At 55.9% G+C, this 24,446-nt stretch carries 24 protein-coding genes and 1 pseudogene; 12 read left to right on the plus strand and 13 right to left on the minus strand.

Going from position 1 to position 24,446, the window contains the following annotated elements; genetic code table 11:
- Nucleotides 1-59: 59 nt before the first annotated feature.
- Nucleotides 60-119 (minus strand): protein YpfM, encoded by a 60-nt coding sequence (ypfM, locus tag ABLU86_RS15965; protein WP_087867655.1) that lies wholly within the window; start codon nt 117-119, stop codon nt 60-62.
- 355 nt (nt 120-474) lie between these two features.
- Here ypfM and ABLU86_RS15970 point away from each other — a divergent pair, with 355 nt between their 5' ends.
- Genes ABLU86_RS15970 through ABLU86_RS15980 form a run of 3 tightly spaced genes read left to right on the plus strand, consistent with a single transcriptional unit; the run spans nt 475 to nt 2,216 of the window.
- Nucleotides 475-831, plus strand: a complete 357-nt coding sequence (locus ABLU86_RS15970; protein ID WP_015703145.1) for an ArsC family reductase — start codon at nt 475-477, stop codon at nt 829-831.
- 3 nt (nt 832-834) lie between these two features.
- Nucleotides 835-1,962: a succinyl-diaminopimelate desuccinylase gene (dapE, locus tag ABLU86_RS15975; RefSeq protein ID WP_045410914.1), complete on the plus strand. Its 1,128-nt coding sequence runs from the start codon at nt 835-837 to the stop codon at nt 1,960-1,962.
- A gap of 53 nt (nt 1,963-2,015) precedes the next feature.
- Complete coding sequence (locus tag ABLU86_RS15980; protein WP_015365470.1) at nt 2,016-2,216, plus strand: YpfN family protein; 201 nt, start codon at nt 2,016-2,018, stop codon at nt 2,214-2,216.
- Nucleotides 2,217-2,525: 309 nt separating this feature from the next.
- On the opposite strand, the gene ypfH is transcribed toward ABLU86_RS15980, so the two are convergent.
- The 6 genes from ypfH to dapA form a co-directional block, all read right to left on the minus strand.
- Nucleotides 2,526-3,224 carry an esterase gene (gene ypfH, locus ABLU86_RS15985; protein ID WP_015703146.1) on the minus strand — a complete coding sequence of 233 codons (699 nt, stop codon included), beginning with the start codon at nt 3,222-3,224 and terminating at the stop codon, nt 2,526-2,528.
- A 107-nt stretch (nt 3,225-3,331) separates the two neighbouring features.
- Nucleotides 3,332-5,332, minus strand: coding sequence for a GNAT family N-acetyltransferase (locus tag ABLU86_RS15990; protein ID WP_049033429.1), 2,001 nt, complete (start codon nt 5,330-5,332; stop codon nt 3,332-3,334).
- 9 nt (nt 5,333-5,341) lie between these two features.
- Entirely contained in the window at nt 5,342-6,217 is an 876-nt protein-coding gene (locus tag ABLU86_RS15995; RefSeq protein WP_015365467.1) for a neutral zinc metallopeptidase, read from the minus strand.
- A 121-nt stretch (nt 6,218-6,338) separates the two neighbouring features.
- Nucleotides 6,339-7,052, minus strand: a complete 714-nt coding sequence (purC, locus tag ABLU86_RS16000; RefSeq protein ID WP_015703148.1) for a phosphoribosylaminoimidazolesuccinocarboxamide synthase — start codon at nt 7,050-7,052, stop codon at nt 6,339-6,341.
- Nucleotides 7,053-7,194: 142 nt separating this feature from the next.
- Nucleotides 7,195-8,229: an outer membrane protein assembly factor BamC gene (bamC, locus tag ABLU86_RS16005; protein WP_015365465.1), complete on the minus strand. Its 1,035-nt coding sequence runs from the start codon at nt 8,227-8,229 to the stop codon at nt 7,195-7,197.
- 16 nt (nt 8,230-8,245) lie between these two features.
- Complete coding sequence (gene dapA / locus ABLU86_RS16010; protein WP_015365464.1) at nt 8,246-9,124, minus strand: 4-hydroxy-tetrahydrodipicolinate synthase; 879 nt, start codon at nt 9,122-9,124, stop codon at nt 8,246-8,248.
- Nucleotides 9,125-9,277: 153 nt separating this feature from the next.
- Here dapA and ABLU86_RS16015 point away from each other — a divergent pair, with 153 nt between their 5' ends.
- A complete protein-coding gene (locus ABLU86_RS16015; protein ID WP_015365463.1) occupies nt 9,278-9,847 on the plus strand; it encodes a glycine cleavage system transcriptional repressor in 570 nt (189 codons plus the stop codon).
- A gap of 3 nt (nt 9,848-9,850) precedes the next feature.
- The gene (gene bcp / locus ABLU86_RS16020; protein ID WP_087858425.1) at nt 9,851-10,321 is read left to right on the plus strand and encodes a thioredoxin-dependent thiol peroxidase; all 471 of its coding nucleotides are present in this window, start codon (nt 9,851-9,853) and stop codon (nt 10,319-10,321) included.
- A 62-nt stretch (nt 10,322-10,383) separates the two neighbouring features.
- Here bcp and ABLU86_RS16025 read toward each other — a convergent pair whose 3' ends face one another.
- A complete protein-coding gene (locus ABLU86_RS16025) occupies nt 10,384-11,448 on the minus strand; it encodes an AI-2E family transporter (RefSeq protein ID WP_015365461.1) in 1,065 nt (354 codons plus the stop codon).
- Between the two features lie 223 nt (nt 11,449-11,671).
- Between ABLU86_RS16025 and bepA the strand changes: the two genes are divergently transcribed.
- The 3 genes and pseudogenes from bepA to ABLU86_RS16040 all read left to right on the plus strand — a co-directional run.
- Nucleotides 11,672-13,135 carry a beta-barrel assembly-enhancing protease gene (gene bepA, locus ABLU86_RS16030; protein ID WP_015365460.1) on the plus strand — a complete coding sequence of 488 codons (1,464 nt, stop codon included), beginning with the start codon at nt 11,672-11,674 and terminating at the stop codon, nt 13,133-13,135.
- Nucleotides 13,136-13,144: 9 nt separating this feature from the next.
- Nucleotides 13,145-13,504: an arsenate reductase (glutaredoxin) gene (arsC, locus tag ABLU86_RS16035; RefSeq protein ID WP_015365459.1), complete on the plus strand. Its 360-nt coding sequence runs from the start codon at nt 13,145-13,147 to the stop codon at nt 13,502-13,504.
- 41 nt (nt 13,505-13,545) lie between these two features.
- Nucleotides 13,546-13,749 (plus strand): annotated as a pseudogene (locus ABLU86_RS16040) (ISNCY family transposase); the annotation flags it as partial.
- On the opposite strand, the gene ABLU86_RS16045 reads toward ABLU86_RS16040, so the two are convergent.
- The 4 genes from ABLU86_RS16045 to ABLU86_RS16060 form a co-directional block, all read right to left on the minus strand.
- Entirely contained in the window at nt 13,746-14,447 is a 702-nt protein-coding gene (locus tag ABLU86_RS16045; protein WP_026612247.1) for a DnaA inactivator Hda, read from the minus strand. The pseudogene ABLU86_RS16040 and the gene ABLU86_RS16045 sit on opposite strands and share 4 nt — an antisense overlap.
- A 98-nt stretch (nt 14,448-14,545) precedes the next feature.
- Nucleotides 14,546-15,832 (minus strand): uracil permease, encoded by a 1,287-nt coding sequence (uraA, locus tag ABLU86_RS16050; RefSeq protein ID WP_015370403.1) that lies wholly within the window; start codon nt 15,830-15,832, stop codon nt 14,546-14,548.
- 96 nt (nt 15,833-15,928) lie between these two features.
- Nucleotides 15,929-16,555, minus strand: coding sequence for a uracil phosphoribosyltransferase (upp, locus tag ABLU86_RS16055; RefSeq protein WP_015370402.1), 627 nt, complete (start codon nt 16,553-16,555; stop codon nt 15,929-15,931).
- 196 nt (nt 16,556-16,751) lie between these two features.
- Nucleotides 16,752-18,182, minus strand: a complete 1,431-nt coding sequence (locus tag ABLU86_RS16060; RefSeq protein ID WP_348796236.1) for a 6-phospho-beta-glucosidase — start codon at nt 18,180-18,182, stop codon at nt 16,752-16,754.
- A 249-nt stretch (nt 18,183-18,431) separates the two neighbouring features.
- Here ABLU86_RS16060 and purM point away from each other — a divergent pair, with 249 nt between their 5' ends.
- Nucleotides 18,432-19,469 (plus strand): phosphoribosylformylglycinamidine cyclo-ligase, encoded by a 1,038-nt coding sequence (gene purM, locus ABLU86_RS16065; protein WP_045392672.1) that lies wholly within the window; start codon nt 18,432-18,434, stop codon nt 19,467-19,469.
- Nucleotides 19,466-20,107, plus strand: coding sequence for a phosphoribosylglycinamide formyltransferase (gene purN / locus ABLU86_RS16070; RefSeq protein WP_015370398.1), 642 nt, complete (start codon nt 19,466-19,468; stop codon nt 20,105-20,107). Before purM ends, purN begins: the two co-directional genes overlap by 4 nt.
- Nucleotides 20,108-20,160: 53 nt before the next feature.
- Here purN and ABLU86_RS16075 read toward each other — a convergent pair whose 3' ends face one another.
- Nucleotides 20,161-21,501, minus strand: a complete 1,341-nt coding sequence (locus ABLU86_RS16075) for a glycosyl hydrolase family 28 protein (RefSeq protein ID WP_348796235.1) — start codon at nt 21,499-21,501, stop codon at nt 20,161-20,163.
- 421 nt (nt 21,502-21,922) lie between these two features.
- Between ABLU86_RS16075 and ABLU86_RS16080 the strand changes: the two genes are divergently transcribed.
- On the plus strand, nt 21,923-23,374 hold the full coding sequence (locus tag ABLU86_RS16080; RefSeq protein ID WP_348796243.1) for an MFS transporter: 1,452 nt from the start codon (nt 21,923-21,925) through the stop codon (nt 23,372-23,374).
- Nucleotides 23,349-24,446, plus strand: a complete 1,098-nt coding sequence (locus ABLU86_RS16085) for a glycoside hydrolase family 88 protein (protein ID WP_047044693.1) — start codon at nt 23,349-23,351, stop codon at nt 24,444-24,446. The genes ABLU86_RS16080 and ABLU86_RS16085 overlap by 26 nt, the downstream gene beginning before the upstream one ends.

The following is a 24,446-nucleotide window of genomic DNA, read 5'->3' on the forward strand; positions in this document are numbered from 1 at the left end:
TGTCATAGTCGCCTTTTTCATGGGTCAAACATTGTCTTCAGTACCGACAAAGCCAGATTTTATTTACGCAGCATGTCTTCGATAAAATCTTTCCAGTTCCCCAGTTCATGTTCAATCATAATAGCCTCTCTTATTATTATGGCGATTTTAGGTAATTTCCCCGCTCAGGAGAAGTTCGTCCGATCTATCGCTCTAATCGCTTTTCTTGTCGCCGCAAACCTTGAATACTCTGGCTTGCCGCTACCATAAGCCGGTTCATGTAAATTTAATGTGACATAGAGCAACATTAAGCAACATTTTGTTAATATCAGAATTCCTGTAATTCATTATCTTAGTCTGCCGTGAAAAAGAACAAATTTTAATCAGACAAGACTGAAAAGTTATATTTATCCAGCCAATTCACGTATTATTTAACAAAACTTATATATTCGGAAAAGACTGAGAAACATATTCTTTTAACGTGAAGGTTTAATTATGTTGACCATGTACGGCATCAAAAACTGCGACACCATTAAAAAGGCCCGCCGCTGGCTGGAAGCCCATCAGATTGACTATCGCTTCCATGATTATCGTGTTGACGGACTGGACCGCGAATTGCTGAATACCTTTATTGCCGAATTAGGCTGGGAAGCGCTGCTTAACACCCGCGGCACCACCTGGCGCAAACTCGATGAATCGGTCCGCACTGGGATCGATAATGCCGATGCGGCGGCGGCGTTGATGCTGGAAATGCCGGCAATTATCAAACGCCCATTGCTCTGCGCGCCCGGTCAGCCTATGCTGCTGGGCTTTAGCGAAGCAAACTACGAAAAATTTATTAACGAGGTGTAGTCTATGTCTTGCCCGGTCATTGAGCTGGCTCAGCAGCTTATTCGCCGCCCTTCCCTTAGCCCCAATGATGCGGGATGCCAGGCGTTAATGATTGAACGTCTGCGGGCGATCGGTTTTACCGTTGAAGCGATGGACTTCGGCGATACGCAAAATTTCTGGGCCTGGCGTGGACAGGGTGAAACGCTGGCCTTTGCCGGCCATACCGATGTGGTGCCGGCCGGCGATGCCGACCGCTGGATCAACCCGCCGTTTGAACCAACTATTCGCGATGGCATGCTGTTTGGCCGCGGCGCGGCGGATATGAAAGGGTCGTTGGCGGCGATGGTTGTCGCCGCCGAGCGCTTTGTCGCGCAGTATCCGAACCACAAAGGCCGTCTGGCGTTTCTCATCACCTCAGATGAAGAAGCCAGCGCCACCCATGGCACGGTAAAAGTGGTCGAAACGCTGATGGCGCGTAACGAGCGCCTTGATTACTGCCTGGTCGGCGAACCTTCAAGTACCGAAGTGGTTGGCGATGTCGTGAAAAATGGCCGTCGCGGTTCACTCACCTGTAACCTGACGATTCATGGAGTCCAGGGCCACGTCGCTTATCCGCACCTCGCCGATAACCCGGTACACCGCGCGGCGCCGATGCTGGCGGAGCTGGTGGCTATTGAATGGGATAAAGGCAATGAGTACTTCCCGCCGACCAGCATGCAAATCGCCAACGTGCAGGCTGGCACCGGCAGTAACAACGTCATCCCTGGCGATATGTTCGTTCAGTTCAACTTCCGTTTCAGCACCGAGCTGACCGACGAGATGATCAAAGCACGCATCATCGCGCTGCTGGAAAAATATCAGCTGCGCTATACCGTCGAATGGTGGCTTTCCGGCCAGCCATTCCTGACCGGCCGCGGCAATCTTGTCGATGCGGTAGTGAACGCCATTGAGCACTATAATGAAGTAAAACCGCAGTTGCTAACCACCGGCGGTACCTCTGACGGACGCTTTATCGCCCGCATGGGCGCGCAGGTAGTTGAACTGGGTCCGGTGAATGCGACCATTCATAAAATTAATGAATGCGTCAATGCCGCCGACCTGCAGCTGCTGGCGCGGATGTATCAACGCATCATGGAACAACTGGTCGCCTGACGACAATAACGATTACCCTGCAGCGCCGCTGCGGGGTAAAAAGAGGACACAGCATGGAATGGCTTATCAACCACTGGTGGATTCTGGTGTTGGTATTTTTAGTCGGCGTGATGATCAACGTGATTAAAGATCTTAATCGCGTCGACCCGAAAAAATATCTCGATAACAAACCGGATCTGCCGCCGCATCGCGACTTCAATAGCAAGTGGGATGACGACGACGACTGGCCGAACAAAGACCAGCCGAAGAAGTAAACCTGCGCTCCCCGTCATCGCGTAGGCTGGATGCATTCCCGGGTAGCGGCTGACGCCTTACCCGGGCTACGGCCCGTACCATTGCGAGATGAAGCTCTCAATTTTACCTCTGTTCCCAAGGCTACTGAAACTGCCGGTGTTGGTGGCCTCAAAATTCCCCGGTGGCGCTGCCGCTTACCGGGGCTACAGCGCTGTGCGATTTGGTAGCCCGGAGAAGGCGCAACGCGCCGCATCCGGGAAAACCCTTAAAACAGTTGTAAACCGATAACAGTATTTACCTAAACCAGCCGACGTTGTGCCGCGGGGCCATTACAGCATTTCGATAATATCGTCATCTTTCGGCGTACCGCCGCTTAGCGCTTCATCAAAATAGTGCTTCGGTACGGTATAACGCAGCCGATCGAGGGCAAACTGCATGCTCCGGTCATCAATGGCATGTCCGAGATCTTCAACGATATCCAGCGTGACATCTCCCCCCAGTTCCTGCAGCCGCTCCTGCGCGGAAACCGCCCACGCCAGATCGATCACCCGATCCTCGCCGCCGTGGATCAGATGCACGGTGGTTTGCGTGGTCGCCGTTTGCGGCAACGACGCGTAACGGCCGTTAAAGGCAATCACCCGCGACGCCAGCCCTGGCTCGGCTTTAATACTCTCAAGCGACATAATCGCCCCCTGCGAAAAACCGATCAGCGCCGTCGCCTGTGGGCCTAAACCGCTCTGTTTTTGCCAGTAGCGCACCGTTTCAATAAAGGTCGGCATAATGGCATCGATGCGTTGCTGACGATTTTCTTCCGTCACGCCTTGCACCGAAAACCACTGCCGCGCCGGCGCCGGGCCGCAGGGTTCTGCGCCGCCGATACTGACAATGAGCGCATTAGGAAATTGCGGCGCAAACCAGCTACCAATTTGCCCCATCGAAACCGGATTATCGCCAACGCCATGAAACAGCAGCAGCAACTGTTGCGCAGGTGTTGCCGGGCTCTGAACAATAAAGTGATCGTGTTTCATGGTTATCTCCTGATGTCTCAGATAAGCAGGAATCTGGCTCCTGATTGATGCAAGGCAGTTTACGCCGCGCAGAGAATATGACCATGCCATTTAACTGAATGAGTTAGTTAAAAAAATTGCAGCTTCCTGACCCACTCGTCCAGCCGTTGCGCGCGGGCAGGATCGAGGCCTGACAGCGCCGCCGCCGCCTCTTCCCGCAGTCGCCCCAACAGCGCCTTGCGCCCGGATAAACCAAGGTTTGCGCACAGCGCTGCCTCATCGTGCTGCGCTAATCGCGCACGAAGCGCCACTAACGGCAGCGGCGTCACCTGCAGAAGCCGGTTCAGACTCCCAACCGCCGTCAGCAGTGGACGATGCGCAAAGGCAAAACCGGCAATCTCCAGCCAGTCCTCCTCAGTAAGCATAGCTGTTTCATCCGCCATCACCGGAGCGCGTTCGTCACGCCACTGACTTAGCCAGCGTTCATCCCGCGCCAGCCGTTGATGTTCGCGCCAGGCCAGCTGCTGCCCCGCTGCACTGAGCGGATAAAGCGCCATCGCCGTATAGCAACCGCTGCTCGCCTCGCGATGCGTGCCCATCCGCACCAGCAGAAAACCGCAGCGCTGCCAGAAGCGCCATAGTTCAGGGGTATAACCAAAGCTGACGGAGAGATAGTCACAGCCGTGCGTCTGCTTGACGGCATGGGCGATTAAACGCTGCCCCAGCCCTTCGCGCTGACGCGCTGGATGTACGGCAATACGGCTGACGCGCCTGCCGGTCAGCGTCGCCGCCAGCGGGCTGCCGCCATGCGCGGCCAATGACTGGGCCACAAGATTGCCGCGCGGGCGACGATATCCGGCCCAGACGGCACGGCTAAGTTCAGGTTCAAGCCCTCCCTCCTCCACCAGCCACACCGCGCCAGCGACGCCATCCCCGCAGCGAGCCACGGTAAAGTGCTGGCCCGGCGCATCCATCATCCTGCGCAAATCCAGCGGCGAAGTGCGGTAATGCGCGCCGGAAAGCAGTTGATAAGCCTCTGATGGGCGCGTGGGTTGTTCGCGCCAGGCATCCTGGCTTAACGTCTCCAGCTGCGGTTCCCCGTGCGGAGCCTGGAGAAACGCCTCATCGTTAAACAACAATAGCCGATCGATAACCGACTCCAGCGGGCAACCCGGCGCCCAGCGAATCGGCGACGACAGGTTATACCGCCGTAGCGTTGGGAAACTGGCGCAAAATTTCAATAAGAAGCCGCGACCGGTACCCTCATAGCCCTGAACAGTGGTCGTTAATAGCGTATGGGGAAAACGCGTCGTCAGCTGGCGCAGCGTCGGTGCCGGGATAGCGGCAGCCTCATCGACCACCAGCCAGTCGGCTTTCGCGTCGCTTGCCAGCAAGGCATCAGGCGCCATAAAGCGCATCTTCTCCCCCGCAAAAGCGGCGATGACCGCTGTCGCGTCGCGCGTCGGCGCGGTGATGATGGCGGAGCCGGCGAGCTGATGGATCAACATTCCCGCCAGCGCAGATTTACCGCGCCCGCGCCCGGCGGTGACGGCGGCAATTTCCGGGGGCGATGACAGTAGTGACGAAAGAATGGCAGCCTGTTCGGCCTGCGGGTAGCCATCGGCAGCATGCCAGTGCCTGCGCGGCGCGGCCTCCGGCAACCGTAAGCCGTCGCCCTGTCGCCACAGTGCGACCTCAGGATCCGCGCTAAAGAGTTGAAGACAACGATGGACAAAGTTAGGGGTGGCGAGCGGTTCAGACGTATCGCTCCAGCGCAGCGAATCGCCATCCACCTGCTCAGGCCAGCGGGCAAAATCCGGCGCGAGGAGCACTAACCAACTGCCGGCGCGCAGCGTACCGCCGAGGGCAGCAAAAGCCGCCACGTCAAAACCGTGACGAGCATCGAAGAAGGCATGCAGGAACTCGCGCCCGAGCAGCGTTTTCAGCGCGCCCGACGCCACGTAGGGTTCCTGCCGCGCCAACGCGCCGACCCATAGACTATCGCCGCCCAGCCGCTCTCGCAGCTCAACGGCCTGCGCCAGACACCAATGTTCGTCGCCGCTGAGCACCAGCAGGCGACGAATACCCTCGCGCGCCATCTGCGCGGTCAGGTCAAGCAGCGTTTCCATCGGCAAACGTTAGCGAAGCGCGCTGCCGAAGGTATTACACTGCGAAGGATCGCCGCTATCGAAACCGCGTTTGAACCACGTATAGCGCTGCTGGGAGGTCCCATGGGTGAAGCTGTCCGGCACCACGCGGCCCTGGCTCTGCTCCTGCAGACGATCGTCGCCGATGGCCTCAGCGGCATTGAGCGCCTCTTGCAGATCGCCGGTTTCCATCACATCCTGTTTCTGCATGTTATTGCCCCAGACGCCCGCAAAGCAGTCTGCCTGCAGCTCCATTTTCACCGACAGGCGGTTCACTTCAGTCTGCGAAGCCTGCTGCTGCATCTGACGGACCTTAGGTTCGATGCCGAGCAGCTTCTGCACATGGTGGCCGACTTCGTGCGCAATCACGTAGCCCTGCGCAAAGTCGCCGTCAGCGCCGAGTTTGTTTTTCATCTCGTCATAGAATGACAGGTCGATATAGACCGTGCTGTCCGCCGGGCAGTAGAACGGCCCCATCACCGATTGACCGGTGCCGCAGCCGGTACGGGTCGCGCCGCGATACATCACCAGCTTCGGCTGTACGTATTGCCGCCCCATCTTTTCAAAAATAGGCCCCCAGGTATCTTCGGTAGTGGCCAGAATAACGGAGGTGAACTTCGCCGCTTCATCATCCTTCGGGCTGATCGAACGCTGGGTTGAAGTCTGCTGCTGCGGCATCGGTTCGCCGGTCAGCATGCCGGTTAAATCCACGCCATAGTAACCCGCCACCAGAACGATAATTAGCAGGACGATGCCGCCTTTACCGCTTGGAATACGGAAACCGCCACCGCCGCCGCCCAGCGGCGAACCTGAATCACTACGTCTGTCTTCCACATTGTCGCTTTCACGACGCCCTTGCCAGCGCATAAGCACCTCTATTCCATCATGTTACGAATATGAGAGATCGTAGGCGGTTCAGCGGAGGATTACCACAGGAAACAACGAATAAGAGTGCCGGAAGAGACGATTTCTTCCGGCGCGGAGGGGATTAGTCGAGCTTGACGCCCAGACGGTGGGCCACTTCTTCGTAAGCTTCGATCAGGCCGCCGAGGCTCTGGCGGAAGCGATCTTTGTCCATTTTATCGAGGGTGTTTTTATCCCACAGACGGCTACCGTCCGGAGAGAATTCATCGCCAAGCACCACTTCGCCTTTGAACAGACCGAACTCCAGCTTGAAGTCGACCAGAATCAGACCAGCATCATCAAACAGTTTGCTGAGTACGTCATTCGCTTTGTAGCTGAGCTCCTTCATGCGCGCCAGGTTTTCTTTATTCACCCAGCCGAACGTCTCACAGTAGGATTCGTTGACCATCGGGTCGTGCATGGCGTCGTTTTTCAGGAACAGGTCGAACAACGGCGGAGTCAGTTCGATACCTTCTTCAATACCCAGGCGTTTCACCAGTGAACCCGCCGCGCGGTTACGAATCACGCATTCAACCGGCACCATATCCAGCTTTTTCACCAGGCATTCAGTATCAGAAAGCAGCGCTTCCATTTGGGTCGGGATACCGGCTTCTTCCAGCTTGCTCATAATGAAATGGTTGAATTTGTTATTCACCATACCTTTACGATCGAACTGCTCGATGCGGGCGCCATCCCCTGCTGACGTATCGTTACGGAATTCAAGTACCAGCAGATCCGGGTTTTCGGTGCTGTATACCGTTTTCGCTTTGCCACGATACAACTCAGCTTGCTTTTTCATCTTTCACCACTCCAGTGATATTAAGCCAAAAAATTACCTTTCCGCCCGTAGGCAAAATCAGGCAAATTACCTGATTTTGCGGCTACGCACACGTTTGCGTCACTATACATTAAAAAGGGCCGGATTGCTCCAGCCCTTTTTATTACTTGTTAAATGCGGCCTGGAATACGGCTACCAGGGCGTCATTTTGCGACTGCGTCAGGGTGTGGCCTTTCGGGTCGATAAACTGCAGACTACTGCGGTTATCGAGATCGCCGACCTGCAGTTTATAGTCGCCAGAGGCCAGCTGCGGGTCACTGGCGCCCAGATCCTGCCAGCTGCTGTCAGACAGCGGCTTGTAAGTTACCGCCATGCTGCCCTGAGAGCGAGTGCTGTCGGTTACCTTCATGCCCACTTTTTCAAGCGCGGCCGGCAGTTTCTGCCACACCATGTTGAACGGCGCGCGTACCACTAGCATCGGCAAGCCGGTGTCATCCGCCGCGCTCTGCACGTCGAAGGTCGCGCCAGCGCTTCGCTGCGCCGCGTTCTGCGCATTAGTGGCGTTGGAATCAAGACCGGAAGAGATAACGTTCAGCATTGAGGTGCTGTAGCGCTGCAGAGAAGCCGGGTCAGACACGGGCTTGCCCGCCTGCTCCAGGTTCACCAGCTTCACCACCACCGCCTGCTGATAGCCCTGCGGCTTAACGGAGATTTGATAACGGCCACGGTACTGCTGGTCTTCATCAAGGCGGTTCCACTCTACCCAATCGGTATTCAGCGTCTGGCCTGCATCGTCACGCTTGGTGATGGTGTAGTTTTTCGCCTGTACGATGCTAACCACCTGCGCCCATAAAGAACCGCTGCGGCTGTTTTCCACCATCAGGGTGGAGGTGTCGCCGTTAAACTGGGTACGCGCGCCGCTGACCAGGGCTAAAGGCTGAGCTGGCGGACGAATATCCAGCGCCTTGCCTACCGCACCGGTGCTGGCGGCAACCGGAATGTTGTAGTCGCCAGTCTGCAGCGGCAGGATCATCCCCGCCGGGGCGTGAAGTTCACTGAGCGGCGTGGCATCTAAATAAGCCTCGTCGCCGCTAACCTGACGCTTATAGCGCGAGTCAGAACTACAGGCCGCGAGGAGTAAAACCAGCGAAACACCCGCAACCTTCGCCAGGCGCGACTTCTGTACTGAGTAAGCCATCAAATCTCCCTAAACTCTACAGCAAACCGGCATGCTTCAGCGCTGCGGTAACCGCTTTCGTACCCGCTTCGGTAATCGGCGTCATCGGCAGGCGCAGCGTGTCGGTCGCTACAAGTCCCAACGCCTTACAAGCCCATTTGACTGGGATCGGGTTGGGTTCGACAAATAATTTTGTATGCAGCGGCATCAGACGCTGGTTAATCGCGCGAGCTTCCGCGAATTGACCCGCCATCGCCAGTCGGCACATGTCCGCCATTTCACGCGCAGCAACGTTCGCCGTGACGGAAATGACGCCGACGCCGCCGAGCTGGATAAAGTCCATGCCGGTTGCGTCATCGCCGCTCAGCAGAATAAAGTCATCTGAAACCAGCTCTTTGATCTGGTGAACGCGACTTAAGTTCCCTGTTGCTTCCTTAATACCGACAATATTTTTAATTTCCGCCAGGCGGCCAACGGTTTCCGGCAGCATATCGCAACCGGTACGGGACGGCACATTATACAGAATTTGCGGCAGGTCAGTATGTTCAGCGATAGCTTTAAAGTGTTGGAACAGGCCTTCCTGGGTCGGACGGTTATAATAAGGAGTGACCGTCAGGCAGCCGACAACGCCGCTATCGTTGAAACGTTTGGTCAGGCTAATTGCCTCTGCGGTTGCATTTGCACCGGTACCTGCAATGACCGGGATGCGGCCATCGGCCAGCTCAAGGGTCATCATCACGACGTCGCCATGCTCTTCATGGCTCAACGTTGCGGATTCGCCGGTAGTCCCTACCGAAACAATCGCCGAGGTTCCGTTGGCGACATGGTAATCAATCAGTTTTTTCAGGCTTGACCGGCAGACATTACCGTTATCATCCATCGGCGTGACAAGCGCTACAATACTTCCCGTGAACATGGGCCATCCTCAGAGCAGAAGTGGGACAAGATTCTCAATGTTACGTTTGGTGCTGCAATAAAAGCAAGAGACCCAACGCCATCTGGGATGTTGTACGCCGGTTTTTTTTATGCTTTCCTAATGTTACCTCACCTTTTTAAAGGAAGAACAGGTTTGACAGCCTCATTACAACACTATCTGGTGATTACCGCTCTGGGCGCAGACCGCCCCGGCATCGTAAACACAATCACTCGCCACGTCAGCAGCTGCGGCTGCAATATTGAAGACAGCCGCTTGGCCATGCTCGGCGACGAGTTCACGTTTATAATGCTGCTTTCCGGCTCGTGGAACGCGATTAACCTGATCGAATCAACGCTGCCGTTAAAAGGAGCCGAGCTGGATTTGCTGATCGTAATGAAGCGCACCTCCGCCCGCCCACCGCAGGCGATGCCGAATACGGTTTGGATCCAGGTAGAGGTGCCGGACTCGCCGCATATCATTGAGCGCTTTACCGCGCTGTGCGACACGTGGAATATGAATATCGCCGAACTGGTCTCCCGTACTCAACCGGGAGAAGATAAAGACGCCGCTCAGCTATTTATTCAAATCACCGCACACAGTCCTGCCTCGCAAAACACGACAAATATCGAGCAAGCGTTCAAAGCACTATGTACAGAACTGAGCGCACAAGGCAGTATTAACATCGTTAATTATTCACAGCATGATGAACAGGATGGAGTTTAACCAATGACCCCACTGAAAGCCGGTGATATCGCACCGAAATTTAGCTTACCGGACCAGGACGGCGAGGAAGTAAATTTAACCGACTTCCAGGGACAGCGTGTTCTGGTTTATTTTTACCCGAAAGCCATGACCCCAGGCTGCACCGTACAAGCGTGCGGTTTACGCGATAATATGGACGACCTGAAAAAAGCGGGCGTCGAAGTACTGGGTATCAGCACTGATAAACCAGAAAAACTGTCTCGTTTTGCCGAAAAAGAGCTGCTGAACTTTACGCTGCTGTCTGATGAAAATCATCAGGTCTGCGAACAGTTCGGCGTCTGGGGCGAAAAATCATTTATGGGGAAAACCTACGACGGCATTCACCGTATTAGCTTCCTCATTGATGCTGACGGCAAGATTGAACATGTGTTTGATAACTTCAAAACCAGCAATCACCACGATGTCGTGCTGAACTGGCTGAAAGAAAACGCATAACGTCTAAATGAAAACGCCGGGGATAATAAATCGCCCGGCGTTTTTTTGCGTCAGTCAGCGCGTCACTCGTCTTCAATAACCATTCCATCAGGCCAGGCGTGAACCACCGCCTTGATTAATGTCGCCAGCGGAATCGCGAAGAATACCCCCCAGAAACCCCACAGCCCGCCGAAAATCACTACCGACAGAATAATCACCAACGGATGTAAATTCACCGCCTCCGAGAAGAGAACCGGCACCAGCAGGTTGCCATCCAGCCCCTGAATTATCAGGTATACGGCAAACAGGCTCCAGAACTCAGTACCCGCCCCGAACTGGAACAACGCCACGCCGACCACAGGAATGGTGACCACAAAAGCGCCGATATACGGAATTAGCACCGAGAATCCCACCAGCACCGCCAGCAGCAGCGAGTAGTTGAGACCGAAGAGAATGAAGCCTATCCAGGTGGCGACGCCGACGACAATCATCTCCAGCACCTTGCCGCGGATATAGTTGGTAATCTGCTGGTTCATCTCTTTCCACACCTGCCCCGCCAGGCCGCGATTACGCGGTAATACGCGGCGTACGGCATTGAGCATCTGCTGTTTATCTTTCAGCAGGAAGAAAACCATCAGCGGAACCAGGACCAGATAAACCGCCAGCGTCAGCAGGCCGACCAGCGAGGCGAGCGAATACTTCACTACCGAATCGCCAACGGTCAGCATGCGGCTGCGCATATTTTCGGCCATTGCATCAATGATGCCGGCATCCATCAATGCCGGATAGCGCCGCGGCAGCGTGGCGGCGAAATCGGAAAGCTTATTGAGCATACCAGGCATATCGCGGATGAGATAAATGCCCTGTTGCCAGGCCACCGGCATCACCACAAAGGCCATTAACAGCAAGATACCGACAAATAGCACCAGCACCAGCGAGGTGGCCCAGGTTCGCGACAAGCCGATACGCTCCAGACGAACGGTGGGCCACTCCAGCAGATAGGCCAGCACGATGGCGACCAGCAGCGGCGCCAGCAGCCCGCTGAAAAAGAACATAATGCCGAAGCCGGCCAGCAGAATAACCAGCAGCGCTATCGCTTCCGGGTCGCTGAAACGACGACGATACCACTGCATTAACATCTCAAGCATAAACCCTTCCCTGAAGCGCAAATCGCCACAATCCTGGGAATTGTATCTAAGTGTCACAAAAAAGACTTCGCTTTTTATTGGCTATGACACAAACCTGCACAACTGTGCGAATATCATATTTTCAACGCCATCAACGACAGCTAAACTCGCTGAATCTGCGGCATGGGAACATTGGGCCGCACAACCGGTCAAACTGGCACACCCACATTACAGGACAGAGGTTATGTTCAGGCAGTTAAAGAAAACGCTGGTGGCCGCCGCCGTCGCGTCGTTGACGCTGGGGACGATATTACCTGCCGCCGCTGACTCGGCGGATACGCTGCCGGATATGGGCACCTCGGCAGGAAGCACCCTTTCCATCGGTCAGGAAATGCAGATGGGGGATTACTACGTACGCCAGCTACGCGGCAGCGCGCCGCTGATAAACGACCCGCTGTTGGTGCAATACATTAACGGGCTGGGCATGCGCCTGGTCGCTCACGCTAATTCCGTCCGTACGCCGTTCCACTTTTATCTGATTAATAACGATCAGATTAACGCCTTTGCCTTCTTCGGCGGCAACGTGGTGCTGCACTCGGCGCTGTTCCGCTATGCGGATAACGAAAGCCAGCTCGCCTCGGTAATGGCGCACGAAATCTCCCACGTCACCCAGCGCCATCTGGCGCGTGCGATGGAAGATCAAAAACGTAGCGCGCCGCTAACCTGGGTTGGCGCGCTGGGCTCTATTCTGCTGGCGATGGCCAGCCCGCAGGCGGGGATGGCGGCATTAACCGGCACCCTGGCTGGCACCCAACAGGGGATGATTAGCTTCACCCGTCAGAACGAAGAAGAAGCCGACCGCATCGGTATTCAGGTACTGCAGCGCTCCGGTTTCGATCCGCAGGCGATGCCGGCGTTTATGGGTAAATTACTCGACGAATCCCGCTATTCCAGCCGCCCGCCGGAAATGCTGCTCACTCACCCACTGCCGGAAAGCCGTCTGGCCGACGCCCGTAACCGCGCCAATCAGATGCGCCCGGTGGTAGTCCAGTCGTCGGCGGATTTCTATCTCGCCAAGGCCCGTACCCTCGGTATGTACAACTCCGGGGAAAATAAGCTCGGCAGCGATCTGCTTGACGCCTGGTCAAAAGGGAACATCCGCGAACAGCACGCCGCGCAGTATGGCCGCGCGCTACTGGCTATGGAGAGCAATAACTACGATCAGGCGCGCAAAGCGCTCCAGCCGCTGCTCAGCGCCGACCCACAAAATCCCTGGTATCTGGATCTCGCCACCGATATCGATCTTGGGCAGAAAAAGACCACTGACGCAATTAACCGCCTGAAAAACGCCAAAGAGATCCGCACCGATCCGGTCCTGCAACTGAACCTGGCCAATGCCTACGTACAGGGCGGGCAGCCGGCGGAAGCCGCGACCATTCTCAACCGCTACACCTTTAACAATAAAGATGACGGCAACGGTTGGGACCTGTTGGCGCAGGCGGAAGGCGCATTGGGTCATCGCGACCAGGAGCTGGCGGCGCGAGCCGAAGGCATGGCGCTGGCCGGTAGGCTTGACCAGGCCATCTCGCTGCTGAGCAGCGCCAGTTCGCAAGTAAAATTGGGCAGTTTGCAGCAGGCGCGCTACGACGCTCGCATCGACCAGCTGCGCCAGCTGCAGGAAAGATTCCGCCCCTATCAGAAAATGTAAGGAGACCACATGTCTGACGCGGTAAAAATTTACCACAACCCTCGCTGCTCGAAGAGCCGTGACACGCTCAGCCTGCTGAAAGCTAACGGCATCGACCCTGAAGTGGTGCTGTATCTGGAGACGCCGCCGGATGCCGCGACGCTGCGCCAGCTATTGAAAATGCTGAATATGAGCAGCGCCCGTGAACTGATGCGCCAGAAAGAAGATCTGTATAAGTCGCTCAATCTCGCCGACCCACAGCTCAGCGAAGAGGCGTTGATTCAGGCCATGGTCGAGAACCCGAAGCTCATCGAACGGCCCATCGTGGTCAGCCACGGCCAGGCGCGTATCGGCCGCCCGCCGGAACAGGTACTGGAAATCGTCAGCTAACCCCTACGCGCCGCCGGTCTTGCCCGCGGCGCGATTTTTTTCAACATAAGGAGACGCTGATGACTATTGCAGAATATCTCGAGCAGCAAGGGCTGGAGCGCGGTTTGCTTCAGGGACGGCAAGAGGGCCGGAAAGAAGAAGCACAGCGTATCGCCGCCGCAATGTTACGTAGCGGTCTCGCCCCCGCGCTGGTGGCGCAGCTAACCGGGCTGGCAGAGCAGGAACTGGCGTCGCTTTCGGCTTAAAGCTTCAGGATCTCTTTAACGAATGGGATCGTCAGTTTTCGTTGGGCGGTAATCGATGCGTGATCGAGCTGATCGAGCGTCATAAACAGCGAGCGCATTTCTCTATCCAGCCGCTTGAGCAGGAATCGGCAGACGTCTTCCGGCATCTCGAAACCGCGCAGTCTGGCGCGCAGCTGCAGCGCCTGCAGCTTATCTTCATCCGACAGCGGCTGCAGCTTATAGATTTGCCCCCAGTCAAGGCGCGAGGCGAGATCCGGCAAGCCGAGATGCAGCTGCCGCGGTGGGCAATCGCCGGTGATCAGCAGGCGGGTTTTACCTGATTCGAGAATACGGTTATAGAGATTAAAGATAGCCATCTCCCAGGGCTCGTCCCCGGCCACGCACTCGATGTTATCGATGCACACCAGCGCCAGTTGCTCCATGCCGTCCAGCACTTCCGGCACGAACCACGTGCGCTTATCCAACGGCACGTAGCCGACGGCATCGCCACGCTGGGATAGCTCAGCGCAGGCGGCATGCAAAAGGTGGCTACGCCCCGCGCCTTCACGAGACCAGATATAGATGTATCCGCTGTGTTCCTGCCGCAACACGTTCTGCAGAGCGGCAAGTAGGGAAGGATTATCACCCGGCCAGAAACTCGCGAACGTTTCGTCGTCAGGAAGATACAGTGGCAAAGAGAGCTGTGCCGGAGCGTTCAGATGGACCTCAACATAGGCTTACAGAAAAACGCGAAGAGTTTAACACAGTTTTAGGTCCGGAGAGAACCGGACAGGATCGCTGCCCGGTATCAGGATCGTTATTTCGCTTCTTCGCTATCCGCGGCGTCCAGCACCACTTCTTCCGGACGCAGAACGCTGATCAGTTTAAAGATCAGGCTCAGACAGATACCGACGATCGTCGCCAGCGCCATGCCTTTCAGCTCCGCCGCGCCAATATGCACCTTCGCGCCGCTCACGCCGATAATCAGAATAACTGAGGTCAGAATCAGGTTCTGCGCTTTGCTGTAATCGACTTTTGATTCGATCAGCACGCGGATACCGGATGCACCGATCACCCCGTACAGCAGCAGAGAAACGCCGCCCATCACCGGTACCGGGATAATCTGAATCGCCGCCGCCAGCTTGCCGACGCAGGAGAGCAGAATCGCAATAATCGCCGCGCCGCCAATAACCCAGGTACTGTATACGCGGGTAATCGCCATCACGCCGATATTTTCACCGTAGGTGGTGTTTGGCGTTGAGCCAAAGAAACCGGAGACAATCGTCGACAGCCCGTTGGCGAACATCGAGCGGTGCAGACCCGGATCGCGGATCAGATCGCGTTTAACGATATTGGCGGTCACCACCAGGTGCCCCACGTGCTCGGCGATCACCACCAGCGCGGCAGGCAAAATGGTGAAAATGGCAAACCATTCAAAGCGCGGGGTGTAGAAAGTCGGCAGTGCAAACCAGTGCGCTTCGGCGATAGGCGTCGTATCGACCACACCCATCACGAAGGAGAGCGCATAGCCCACCAGCACGCCGATAAGAATCGGGATAATCGCCAGGAAGCCGCGGAACAGTACGGAACCAAAAACCGTCACCGCCAGCGTCACCATCGAAATAATAATGGTTTTGCTATCGGGCGATTGGCCATCAGCCGGCAGCAGCCCGGCCATGTTCGCCGCCACGCCCGCCAGTTCCAGGCCGATAACCGCCACGATGGCGCCCATCGCCGCCGGCGGGAACATCACATCCAGCCAGCCGGTACCGGCTTTTTTGACAATAAAGGAGACAATGCAGAACAGGACGCCGCACATAATGAAACCGCCGAGCGCCACTTCATAACCCAGCGGCAACAGCAGCAGCACCGGGGAGATAAAGGCGAAGCTCGACCCCAAATAGGCCGGAATTTTGCCTTTACAGATAAAGAGGTACAACAGCGTACCGATGCCGTTAAACAGCAGTACGGTAGCCGGGTTAATGTGGAACAGAATAGGCACCAGAACCGTTGCGCCAAACATGGCGAACAGATGTTGCAAACTAAGCGGGATTGTCTGTAAAAGCGGCGGTCTTTCACTCACCCCGATTGCACGGCGCGTCATAATGTTATCCTCTGAGAGTCGTTTGTTATTTGTTGTGGGCGTGATTTATTCAAAAAAAAGCCGACTCTCAAAGTCGGCTTTTTATCACTTCATCATTTATTTGGTACCGAAAATCTTATCGCCGGCATCGCCGAGGCCCGGAATAATGTATCCGTGCTCGTTGAGGCCCTGGTCGACGGAGGCGGTGTACAGCTCGACGTCAGGATGCGCTTTCTCCAGCGCGGCAATGCCTTCCGGCGCCGCCACCAGCACCAGCACCTTAATGCTCGAACAGCCCGCTTTTTTCAGCAGGTCGATAGTTGCGATCATCGAACCGCCGGTTGCCAGCATCGGGTCAACCACCAGCGCCATACGCTCGTCAATGTTAGAAACCAGCTTCTGGAAGTAAGGAACCGGCTCCAGCGTTTCTTCATCACGGTAGATGCCAACCACGCTGATACGCGCGCTAGGCACGTGCTCCAGCACGCCTTCCATCATCCCCAGACCGGCACGCAGGATAGGCACCACGGTAATTTTCTTACCTTTGATCTGCTCAACTTCGACCGGACCGTTCCAGCCTTCGATAGTGACACGCTCGGTAGCGAGATCGGCGGTTGCTTCGTAGGTCAGTAAGCTACCAACCTCTGAGGCGAGTTCACGGAAGCGTTTAGTACTGATGTCATGCTCACGCATCAGGCCCAGCTTGTGTTTGACGAGTGGATGTTTCACTTCCACGATCTTCATTCTCTTTCTCCTCTGAGGGGCAGCCACAAAAAAAATCGCGGGATTATACCGCTTTTTGCGGATTGCGCCATACCCATCTTGCTTGACGTATATCAAACAAAGTGATTTATGGATTGTTACACATTATAAAACAAACAAAAAAAGCCGGAGGTTCCCCTTCGGCTTTTATCTTTGACAAGGCTATGCTTGTTGGCGATTACAGATTTTCGCCGTTACTGGCAATAACCTGCTGATACCAGGCAAAGGATTTTTTACGGCTGCGGGCCAACGTGCCGCGACCGTCGTTATCTTTATCGACAAAGATAAATCCATAGCGTTTTTTCATCTCGCCGGTACCGGCGGAGACCAGATCGATACAACCCCACGGGGTATACCCCATCAGATCGACGCCATCTTCCACTACCGCTTTTTTCATTTCGGCAATATGGGCACTGAGATACTCGATACGATACTGGTCATCCACGCTGCCGTCAGCTTCACGCACGTCAATGGCGCCAAAGCCATTCTCAACGATAAACAGCGGCAACTGATAGTGATCCCAGAACCAGTTGAGCGAGTAACGCAGACCAACCGGGTCAATCTGCCAGCCCCAATCCGATTTCTTGACGTAAGGGTTGGAGACCAGGCTGGTGCTTTCGTCGTAATCCAGGTGCGGATTATCGTCAGTCGCTTTGGTGGCGAAGGACATGTAGTAGCTAAAACCAATATAGTCGACGCAACCCTCTTTTAACGCCAGGCGATCGGCGTCGGTGATATCCAGCGTAAAACCGCGGCGCGCGAAGTAGTTGAGCAAATGCTGCGGATAGCGGCCACGCACGTGCACATCGGTAAACCAGTAACGACGATGCATAGCGTTCATCGCCATCATGATGTCGTCCGGCGCGCAGGTGAGCGGATAGATTGGACACATCGCGATCATACAGCCAATCTGCAGGTCCGAATTAATCTCACGTGCCGCCTTTACCGCCAGCGCGCTGGCCACCAGTTCATAATGGGCGGCCTGAAACATCACCGGCTCACGGTCTTCTCCGGGCTGATACTTCAGGCCGGAGTTGGTAAAGGGGGCGAAATCTTCATGGAAGTTGGCCTGGTTGTTGATCTCGTTAAAGGTCATCCAGTACTTCACTTTGTGCTGATAGCGGGTAAACACCACCTTCGCGAAGCGGACAAAGAAATCAATCAGCTTACGGTTGCGCCAGCCGCCGTATTCAGTCACCAGGTGGTAAGGCATTTCAAAATGGGAGAGCGTGATCACCGGTTCGATGCCATATTTCAGGCACTCGTCGAACAGATCGTCATAGAATTGCAGGCCCGCCTCATTGGGCTCCAGCTCATCGCCCCGCGGAAAAATTCGCGTCCAGGCAATTGAAGTACGGAAACACTTAAATCCCAGTTCGGCAAACAGCGCTACGTCTTCTTTATAACGATGATAAAAATCAATTGCCTCATGGTTGGGATAGTCATGACCAGGCAGTACGCCGTCGGTGATCGTTCGCGGCACCCCATGGGCGCCTGCGGTCATCACGTCCGCGACGCTAATCCCCTTCCCTCCTTCTTGCCAGCCGCCCTCAAGCTGATGCGCCGCTACCGCGCCGCCCCACAAAAAACCTTCTTTGAATCCGGACATATACTCTCCCTATAGACGATCGTTATGCGCTTTTCACCAAACAGAAACCGGTTTCATTGGCATAATGATCATTCATTAAAGGCGAGGCAAGCAGAAGACTGTACCCGGTTTCATTTTCGTGAACAGTATCAAATTTGCTCATCTGTTAGCCGTTTTAAATCGAGTGTAAAGCAGGCTCGCAAACGTTTGCTTTCCCTGTTAGAATTGCGCCGATTTTTCTTGCTACCGCAAACGCGTGGAGACTTCGCAGTGACCGATAAAACCTCTCTCAGCTATAAAGATGCCGGCGTGGATATTGATGCAGGCAACGCTCTCGTCGACCGTATTAAGGGCGTGGTGAAGAAAACCCGTCGCCCGGAAGTGATGGGCGGACTGGGCGGATTCGGCGCGCTGTGCGCTCTGCCGCAGAAATACCGCGAACCGGTACTGGTCTCCGGTACCGACGGCGTCGGCACCAAGCTGCGTCTGGCGATGGACCTTAAACGTCACGACACTATCGGTATCGATCTGGTCGCTATGTGCGTCAATGACCTCGTAGTTCAGGGCGCCGAGCCGCTGTTTTTCCTCGACTACTACGCGACCGGTAAACTGGACGTAGACACCGCGGCAAGCGTCATCAACGGCATCGCCGAAGGCTGCTTACAGTCCGGCTGCGCGCTGGTTGGCGGCGAAACGGCGGAGATGCCGGGTATGTACCATGGTGAAGATTATGACGTGGCCGGTTTCTGCGTCGGCGTGGTAGAAAAATCAGAAATCATCGACGGCAGCAAAGTGGCTGACGGCGACGTCCTGGTCGCGCTTGCCTCCAGCGGCCCGCACTCTAACGGCTACTCGCTGGTGCGTAAGATTATCGAAGTCAGCGGCGTTGATCCGCAGACCACCGACCTCAACGGCAAACCGCTGGCCGACCACCTGCTGGCGCCGACCCGCATCTATGTCAAATCGATTCTGAATCTGATTGCTAACGTCGACGTCCACGCCATCGCCCACCTGACCGGCGGCGGCTTCTGGGAAAATATCCCGCGCGTACTGCCGGACAACACCCAGGCGGTAATCGACGAGTCCTCCTGGCAGTGGCCGGAAGTCTTCAACTGGCTGCAAACCGCCGGTAATGTCAGCAGCCACGAAATGTACCGCACCTTTAACTGCGGCGTCGGCATGCTGGTCGCGCTGCCGGCAGCCGAGGCGGATAAAGCCATCGCCCTGCTGAACGAGCAGGGTGAAAACGCGTGGAAAATCGGTTACATCAAGGCATCCGATGCCGAACAACGCGTGGTCATTGAATGAAAAACATTGTGGTGCTGATTTCCGGTAACGGCAGTAATTTACAGGCGATTATTGATGCCTGCGCCCGGAAGCAAATCAACGGCACCCTGCGTGCGGTATTCAGCAATAAGGCCGAAGCATTCGGCCTTGAGCGCGCCCGCGAGGCCGGTATTCCGGCCTTTGCGCTCTCGCCGAAAGCGTTTGATAGCCGCGAAGCCTTCGACCGCGAGCTGATGCAGCAAATCGATGTCTTCCAACCCGATCTGGTGGTGCTGGCGGGCTACATGCGTATCCTTAGCCCAGCGTTTGTTGGCCACTATCAGGGGCGCTTGCTGAATATCCATCCTTCTCTGCTGCCGAAATATCCAGGGCTGCATACTCATCGCCAGGCGCTGGAAAATGGTGATGAGGAACATGGCACCTCGGTGCATTTCGTCACCGACGAACTCGACGGCGGGCCGGTGATCTTACAGGCTCGGGTGCCGGTATTTCCGGAAGACAGCGAAGATGACGTTACCGCCCGCGTTCAGGCGCAGGAGCACGACATCTACCCGCTGGTGGTGAGCTGGTTTGTTGATGGCCGCCTGCGTATGGAAGCTAACTCTGCGTGGCTGGATAATCGCAAGCTGCCGCCGCAGGGCTATGCCGCCGAAGAATAAGTTCGACCTGCCCCGGAGCAATCGCCGGGGCACCTTCCTCTCTTATTTCCTCGCTAATTATCGCCGTTTTCCAGACATAGCGCGTTAGGGTTCCAGGCTGCCGGTAACGGTATCGGACGCTGATAATCAAACTCGCGCAGTGTCAGACCCGCTACGCCGTTGGCATACAGTACCGGCAAACCGCCGGGATAAGGTTCGACACCCCAAACTCGGCCGCTTTGCGGATTCAGACACCAGGCGTTATCAATCCCCATCCCGGTCGGCGACATCGGATTGCACGGCGGGCGGATATCATAAAGCCCCTGCTCCGCTGCCAGGTTCAGCTTCTGGGTGAGCTGCACGCCGTCAAACAGAATACGCCGGATCTGACCTGGCGTTTCACTATGCAGGTTTATCGCGCCTTCGCACTCGCCAACCAGCCCGCGGAACTGGATCTGTGAGATTTCGCCGGGTTCAATCGCCGGATCGCGACGGCGCGCGGAAAGGAAAACAGGGTCCGCCTCGCCCCAATGACAGGCCGGCGCGCTCACGCAATCAAAAGCAATACTGCTAAAAATCATCCGCCGTAGCCGCCCGCCGTCGCGGGATATCAGGCCAATGCCGCGATTGGAGTCAAAGATAGTGCAGTTACTCACCAGCACATCTTCAATATCCTGCCAGGTTTCAGTACCGATTTTAAAGGCGCAGCTTTTCGAGCGCAGCGTGCAGTTAACGATGGTTACCTGACGCAACGGTCGCTGGATCCGCTCAGGTTTATCGGTGGTTTTCAAACAGATGGCATCATCCGCCGCGCTGAAATAGCTATTGGCGATATGGACCTGCTGGCAGCTGTCGATATCCAGCGCATCGGTATTGGCCATCGTCAAATCATTGTCGACGGTGACGCCGTCAACCACCACGCCCGTGCAGGAGACCAGATGAATTGTCCACATCGGGGCATGCCGTACGGTGATATTCTCCAGCCGGACGCGACGGCAATTTTCCAGCAAAATGATCCGCGGGCGCGCCCTGGCTGGCGTGCGGTAACCCATGGCATCAACTTGACGGGAAAACCAGCCGTCAGCACTGCCGTAAATCTCGCCGCCTCCGCAGATAGTAATATTCTGTGCATCCACAGCATACAGAAAGGCCCGATCTGAAGATTCCGCCCGGCTCAGCGCCGTCGCCTGAGCAAAGTCATCATAGTTTTCGCTAACGATAAGCTCGGCGCCCGGCGACAGCCACAAACAGGTGTTCGAGCCTATCCGTAAACCGCCGAGCGCGTACCTGCCACAATCAACCACCAACCGGCCGCCGCCCGCCTGCGCCAGTTCGTCCAGCGCCTGTTGAAAGAGTTCAGTATCAGGCGTCACGCCATCCGCATGGGGATGACGCTGCGAAAGATAAATGTTCATAGCATGTCCTGGAAATCAACGTGGGGACTATCTCACCATCTCTCTCACCCTCAGCGTAGGGTCGAAATCGCTACCGCGGAAATATCTGCGTACTCTTTCACATTCGCCGTCAGGATCTGGGGCAAAACGTGAGATTACGCGCAAAATTTGCCTGCGGAAAAAATGAAAACAGGGCCGTTATCACAGTAAACGCCCTCTTAAACCGCTGCATATGTGAGTAGCGTCACGGGATTTATTTCATTTTGTCGCCTTTTGGCATGCTGCTCGCAGAACGGTACGAAAAACCGACTGTCGGGATTTTCGCCTCCTTCCCCCTCTTTTACTGTGCAACCTCGCTTTCCTTCATATAAGAGATATTCCAATGACGAGGACAGTCTCCCCACAACGAGAAGTCAAAACCCGCAACATCCTCTGCTGGGGGATGGGCGATATTTTCGGCAGCGGCGCGATGACCATCACCGGCCTGTGGCTGCTCTACTTTTATATTGAAGTCGCCGGGCTCTCGCCCGCCGCTGCGGCCTCTATTTTCGCCATCGCCAAGATTTGGGACGGCATCACGGACCCGGTGATGGGCTACATTACCGACAACATTCGCACCCGTTGGGGGCGGCGACGGATCTTCTTTATTCTCGGCGCGCCGTTATCGCTCTGTTTCGCCCTGATGTGGATAAGTGGTTTTGGCTACGCCTGGTACCTTGGTACCTATCTACTATTCAGCACCGTCTTCACCCTGCTGATGGTGCCTTACGATACGCTGCCTGCAGAGATGACCACCCGCTATGATTTGCGCTCGAAAATGTCCGGCGCGCGAATGCTATTCGCTCAGGCGACAGCCTTTCTCGCGGCGCTGATCCCCGGGCAAATCATGGCCCACGTCGCCGATAAATCGCAGGCGTTTCTCTATATCGGCATTATCTTCGCCCTGCTTTTTGCCTTGCCGTGGATCTTCGTCTGGCGCGGTACCTGGGAACGTGAGCATCTCCCACCACCGCAGACGCAGCAAGGTTTAGGCAAAACACTACGTTCGCTGTATCGCGAAATGGCCTCTACCTTCCGTCTGCGGACCTTCCGTATTCATATCATGATGTATGTCGGCGGCGCGGTGGCGCTGGATATTTTCGGCTCGCTGTTTATGCACTATATGACCTACGTGCTACGTGTCGGCACCTCGCTGGCTTCGCAGGCCATGAGTCTGATGACGCTGTTTCAGTTCTTCGCGATCCCTTTATTTACCTGGCTTTGCATCCGCGTCGGCAACGGCAACGCCTATAAGGTCGCTATCGCGCTGATCCTCTGCGCGCTACTGTGGTTCAGCCAATTGACCGCTTCTTTCAGCCATCTTTCCTGGCTGCTGCTCGGCGGCGCAATCGTGATGGGCATCGCCCGCGGCGGCACCTATCTTATCCCATGGAATGTCTACAATTTTCTGCCCGATATCGATGAAGCTTACACCGGCGTGCGGCGTGAAGGGATCTACGCGGGGGTGATGATGCTGACGCGCAAATTCTCCCAGGCGCTGGCGCTGTTTATCGTCGGCCTGGCGCTGGAAGCCTTTGGATTCACCAAAGGCGCCGAAACGCAGAATACCGCCGTGCTGAATGGTATCTGGTGGGTATTCCTCGTAGGCCCCGGCCTGCTGGCCTTACTGGCAATGTATGGCGCGTTTCGTTTTCGCTTGAGCCAGCCGCGACATCAAATCCTGATTAGCGAACTGGAGCGTCTGCGCGCCGGTGGTCATCCACAGGATGCCAGCCTGCAGACCCGCGAAACTATCGAGCTACTGACCGGCCATCCTCATCGCAACGATCGCTGGCAACACGCCGCCGTTTCTTCTCAAGGAAATCACTATGTCGCAGAAAAACAACCGTCCTGAATTACAATCACTCATCGAAGCGCTAATCGGCAACTTAACCGCGATTACCGATGATAGCGGCGAGTATTTGCAACGGCTGGCGGATGGCCGGGTGGTTGACACCAAAGGTTGGGACGGTTGGGAGTGGACGCATGGCATCGCCCTGTTTGGCCTGTTTCGCTACCAGCAGCTGACAGGATCGCTTCGGGCTCGTGAACTTATCGACGGCTGGTTTAGCGCCCGTTTCGCCGAGGGTACGCCGGAGAAAAACATCAACACCGCTTGTCCGTTTTTAACCCTGGCGCTGTGCTATCAACAGACGCCGCGCAGCGACTGGCGCGCCTATCTGGAAAGCTGGGGAGATGCGATATATCGCCAGATGCCGCGTACCGAAGAGGGCTGCCTGCAACACGTCACCTATGAGAATCCCCATCATCAACAAATTTGGGACGATACGCTCATGATGGCGGTACTGCCGCTGGCGATGCTCGGCAAGATGTTTGGTAAACCGCGCTGGGTAGAAGAGGCGAAATTTCAGTTTTTGCAGCACCTGCACTATTTAAGCGACCACCAAAGCGGCCTGTGGTTTCACGGCTGGCATTTCGACGGCAGACACCATTTCGCCGGCGCGCTGTGGGCCCGCGGCAATAGCTGGATAACGCTGGCGATACCGGAACTGCTGGAGATACTTGAGCTCGACGAACATGACGCCTTTTACCGCCAGTTGCAAAATACTCTGCAGATTCAGGTCAGCGCCCTTGCCCGCTGCCAGGCCGAAAACGGCCTATGGCCGACGCTGCTTAACGACCCGGATAGTTATCTGGAAGCCTCTGCGACGGCGGGTTTTGCCGCGGGTATTTTCAAGGCGGTCCGCCTCGGCTACCTCGACGATGGGTTTCTGCCGGTCGCCGGGAAAGCCTGCCGGGGCATTATCGAACATATCTCGCCGCAAGGAGAGTTAACGCAGGTGTCGTTTGGCACGGCGATGGGCAACGACCTCGACCACTATCGTAACATCCCCCTGACCGCCATGCCCTACGGCCAGGCAATGGCGATACTGTGCCTGGTTGAAGCGCTACGCCGCACGCTTTAA

Source organism: Klebsiella sp. JN_Kp121 (genome assembly GCF_040062145.1).
GTDB lineage: Bacteria > Pseudomonadota > Gammaproteobacteria > Enterobacterales > Enterobacteriaceae > Klebsiella > Klebsiella aerogenes.

What these genes read in the sequence shown, in the direction of transcription:
- ABLU86_RS15970 (WP_015703145.1), top strand. Translation starts at nt 475, where the DNA reads ATGTTGACCATGTACGGCATCAAAAACTGCGACACCATTAAAAAGGCC.
- dapE (WP_045410914.1), top strand. Translation starts at nt 835, where the DNA reads ATGTCTTGCCCGGTCATTGAGCTGGCTCAGCAGCTTATTCGCCGCCCT.
- ABLU86_RS15980 (WP_015365470.1), top strand. Translation starts at nt 2,016, where the DNA reads ATGGAATGGCTTATCAACCACTGGTGGATTCTGGTGTTGGTATTTTTA.
- ypfH (WP_015703146.1), bottom strand. Translation starts at nt 3,224, where the DNA reads ATGAAACACGATCACTTTATTGTTCAGAGCCCGGCAACACCTGCGCAA.
- ABLU86_RS15990 (WP_049033429.1), bottom strand. Translation starts at nt 5,332, where the DNA reads ATGGAAACGCTGCTTGACCTGACCGCGCAGATGGCGCGCGAGGGTATT.
- ABLU86_RS15995 (WP_015365467.1), bottom strand. Translation starts at nt 6,217, where the DNA reads ATGCGCTGGCAAGGGCGTCGTGAAAGCGACAATGTGGAAGACAGACGT.
- purC (WP_015703148.1), bottom strand. Translation starts at nt 7,052, where the DNA reads ATGAAAAAGCAAGCTGAGTTGTATCGTGGCAAAGCGAAAACGGTATAC.
- bamC (WP_015365465.1), bottom strand. Translation starts at nt 8,229, where the DNA reads ATGGCTTACTCAGTACAGAAGTCGCGCCTGGCGAAGGTTGCGGGTGTT.
- dapA (WP_015365464.1), bottom strand. Translation starts at nt 9,124, where the DNA reads ATGTTCACGGGAAGTATTGTAGCGCTTGTCACGCCGATGGATGATAAC.
- bcp (WP_087858425.1), top strand. Translation starts at nt 9,851, where the DNA reads ATGACCCCACTGAAAGCCGGTGATATCGCACCGAAATTTAGCTTACCG.
- ABLU86_RS16025 (WP_015365461.1), bottom strand. Translation starts at nt 11,448, where the DNA reads ATGCTTGAGATGTTAATGCAGTGGTATCGTCGTCGTTTCAGCGACCCG.
- bepA (WP_015365460.1), top strand. Translation starts at nt 11,672, where the DNA reads ATGTTCAGGCAGTTAAAGAAAACGCTGGTGGCCGCCGCCGTCGCGTCG.
- arsC (WP_015365459.1), top strand. Translation starts at nt 13,145, where the DNA reads ATGTCTGACGCGGTAAAAATTTACCACAACCCTCGCTGCTCGAAGAGC.
- uraA (WP_015370403.1), bottom strand. Translation starts at nt 15,832, where the DNA reads ATGACGCGCCGTGCAATCGGGGTGAGTGAAAGACCGCCGCTTTTACAG.
- upp (WP_015370402.1), bottom strand. Translation starts at nt 16,555, where the DNA reads ATGAAGATCGTGGAAGTGAAACATCCACTCGTCAAACACAAGCTGGGC.
- ABLU86_RS16060 (WP_348796236.1), bottom strand. Translation starts at nt 18,182, where the DNA reads ATGTCCGGATTCAAAGAAGGTTTTTTGTGGGGCGGCGCGGTAGCGGCG.
- purN (WP_015370398.1), top strand. Translation starts at nt 19,466, where the DNA reads ATGAAAAACATTGTGGTGCTGATTTCCGGTAACGGCAGTAATTTACAG.
- ABLU86_RS16075 (WP_348796235.1), bottom strand. Translation starts at nt 21,501, where the DNA reads ATGAACATTTATCTTTCGCAGCGTCATCCCCATGCGGATGGCGTGACG.
- ABLU86_RS16080 (WP_348796243.1), top strand. Translation starts at nt 21,923, where the DNA reads ATGGGCGATATTTTCGGCAGCGGCGCGATGACCATCACCGGCCTGTGG.
- ABLU86_RS16085 (WP_047044693.1), top strand. Translation starts at nt 23,349, where the DNA reads ATGTCGCAGAAAAACAACCGTCCTGAATTACAATCACTCATCGAAGCG.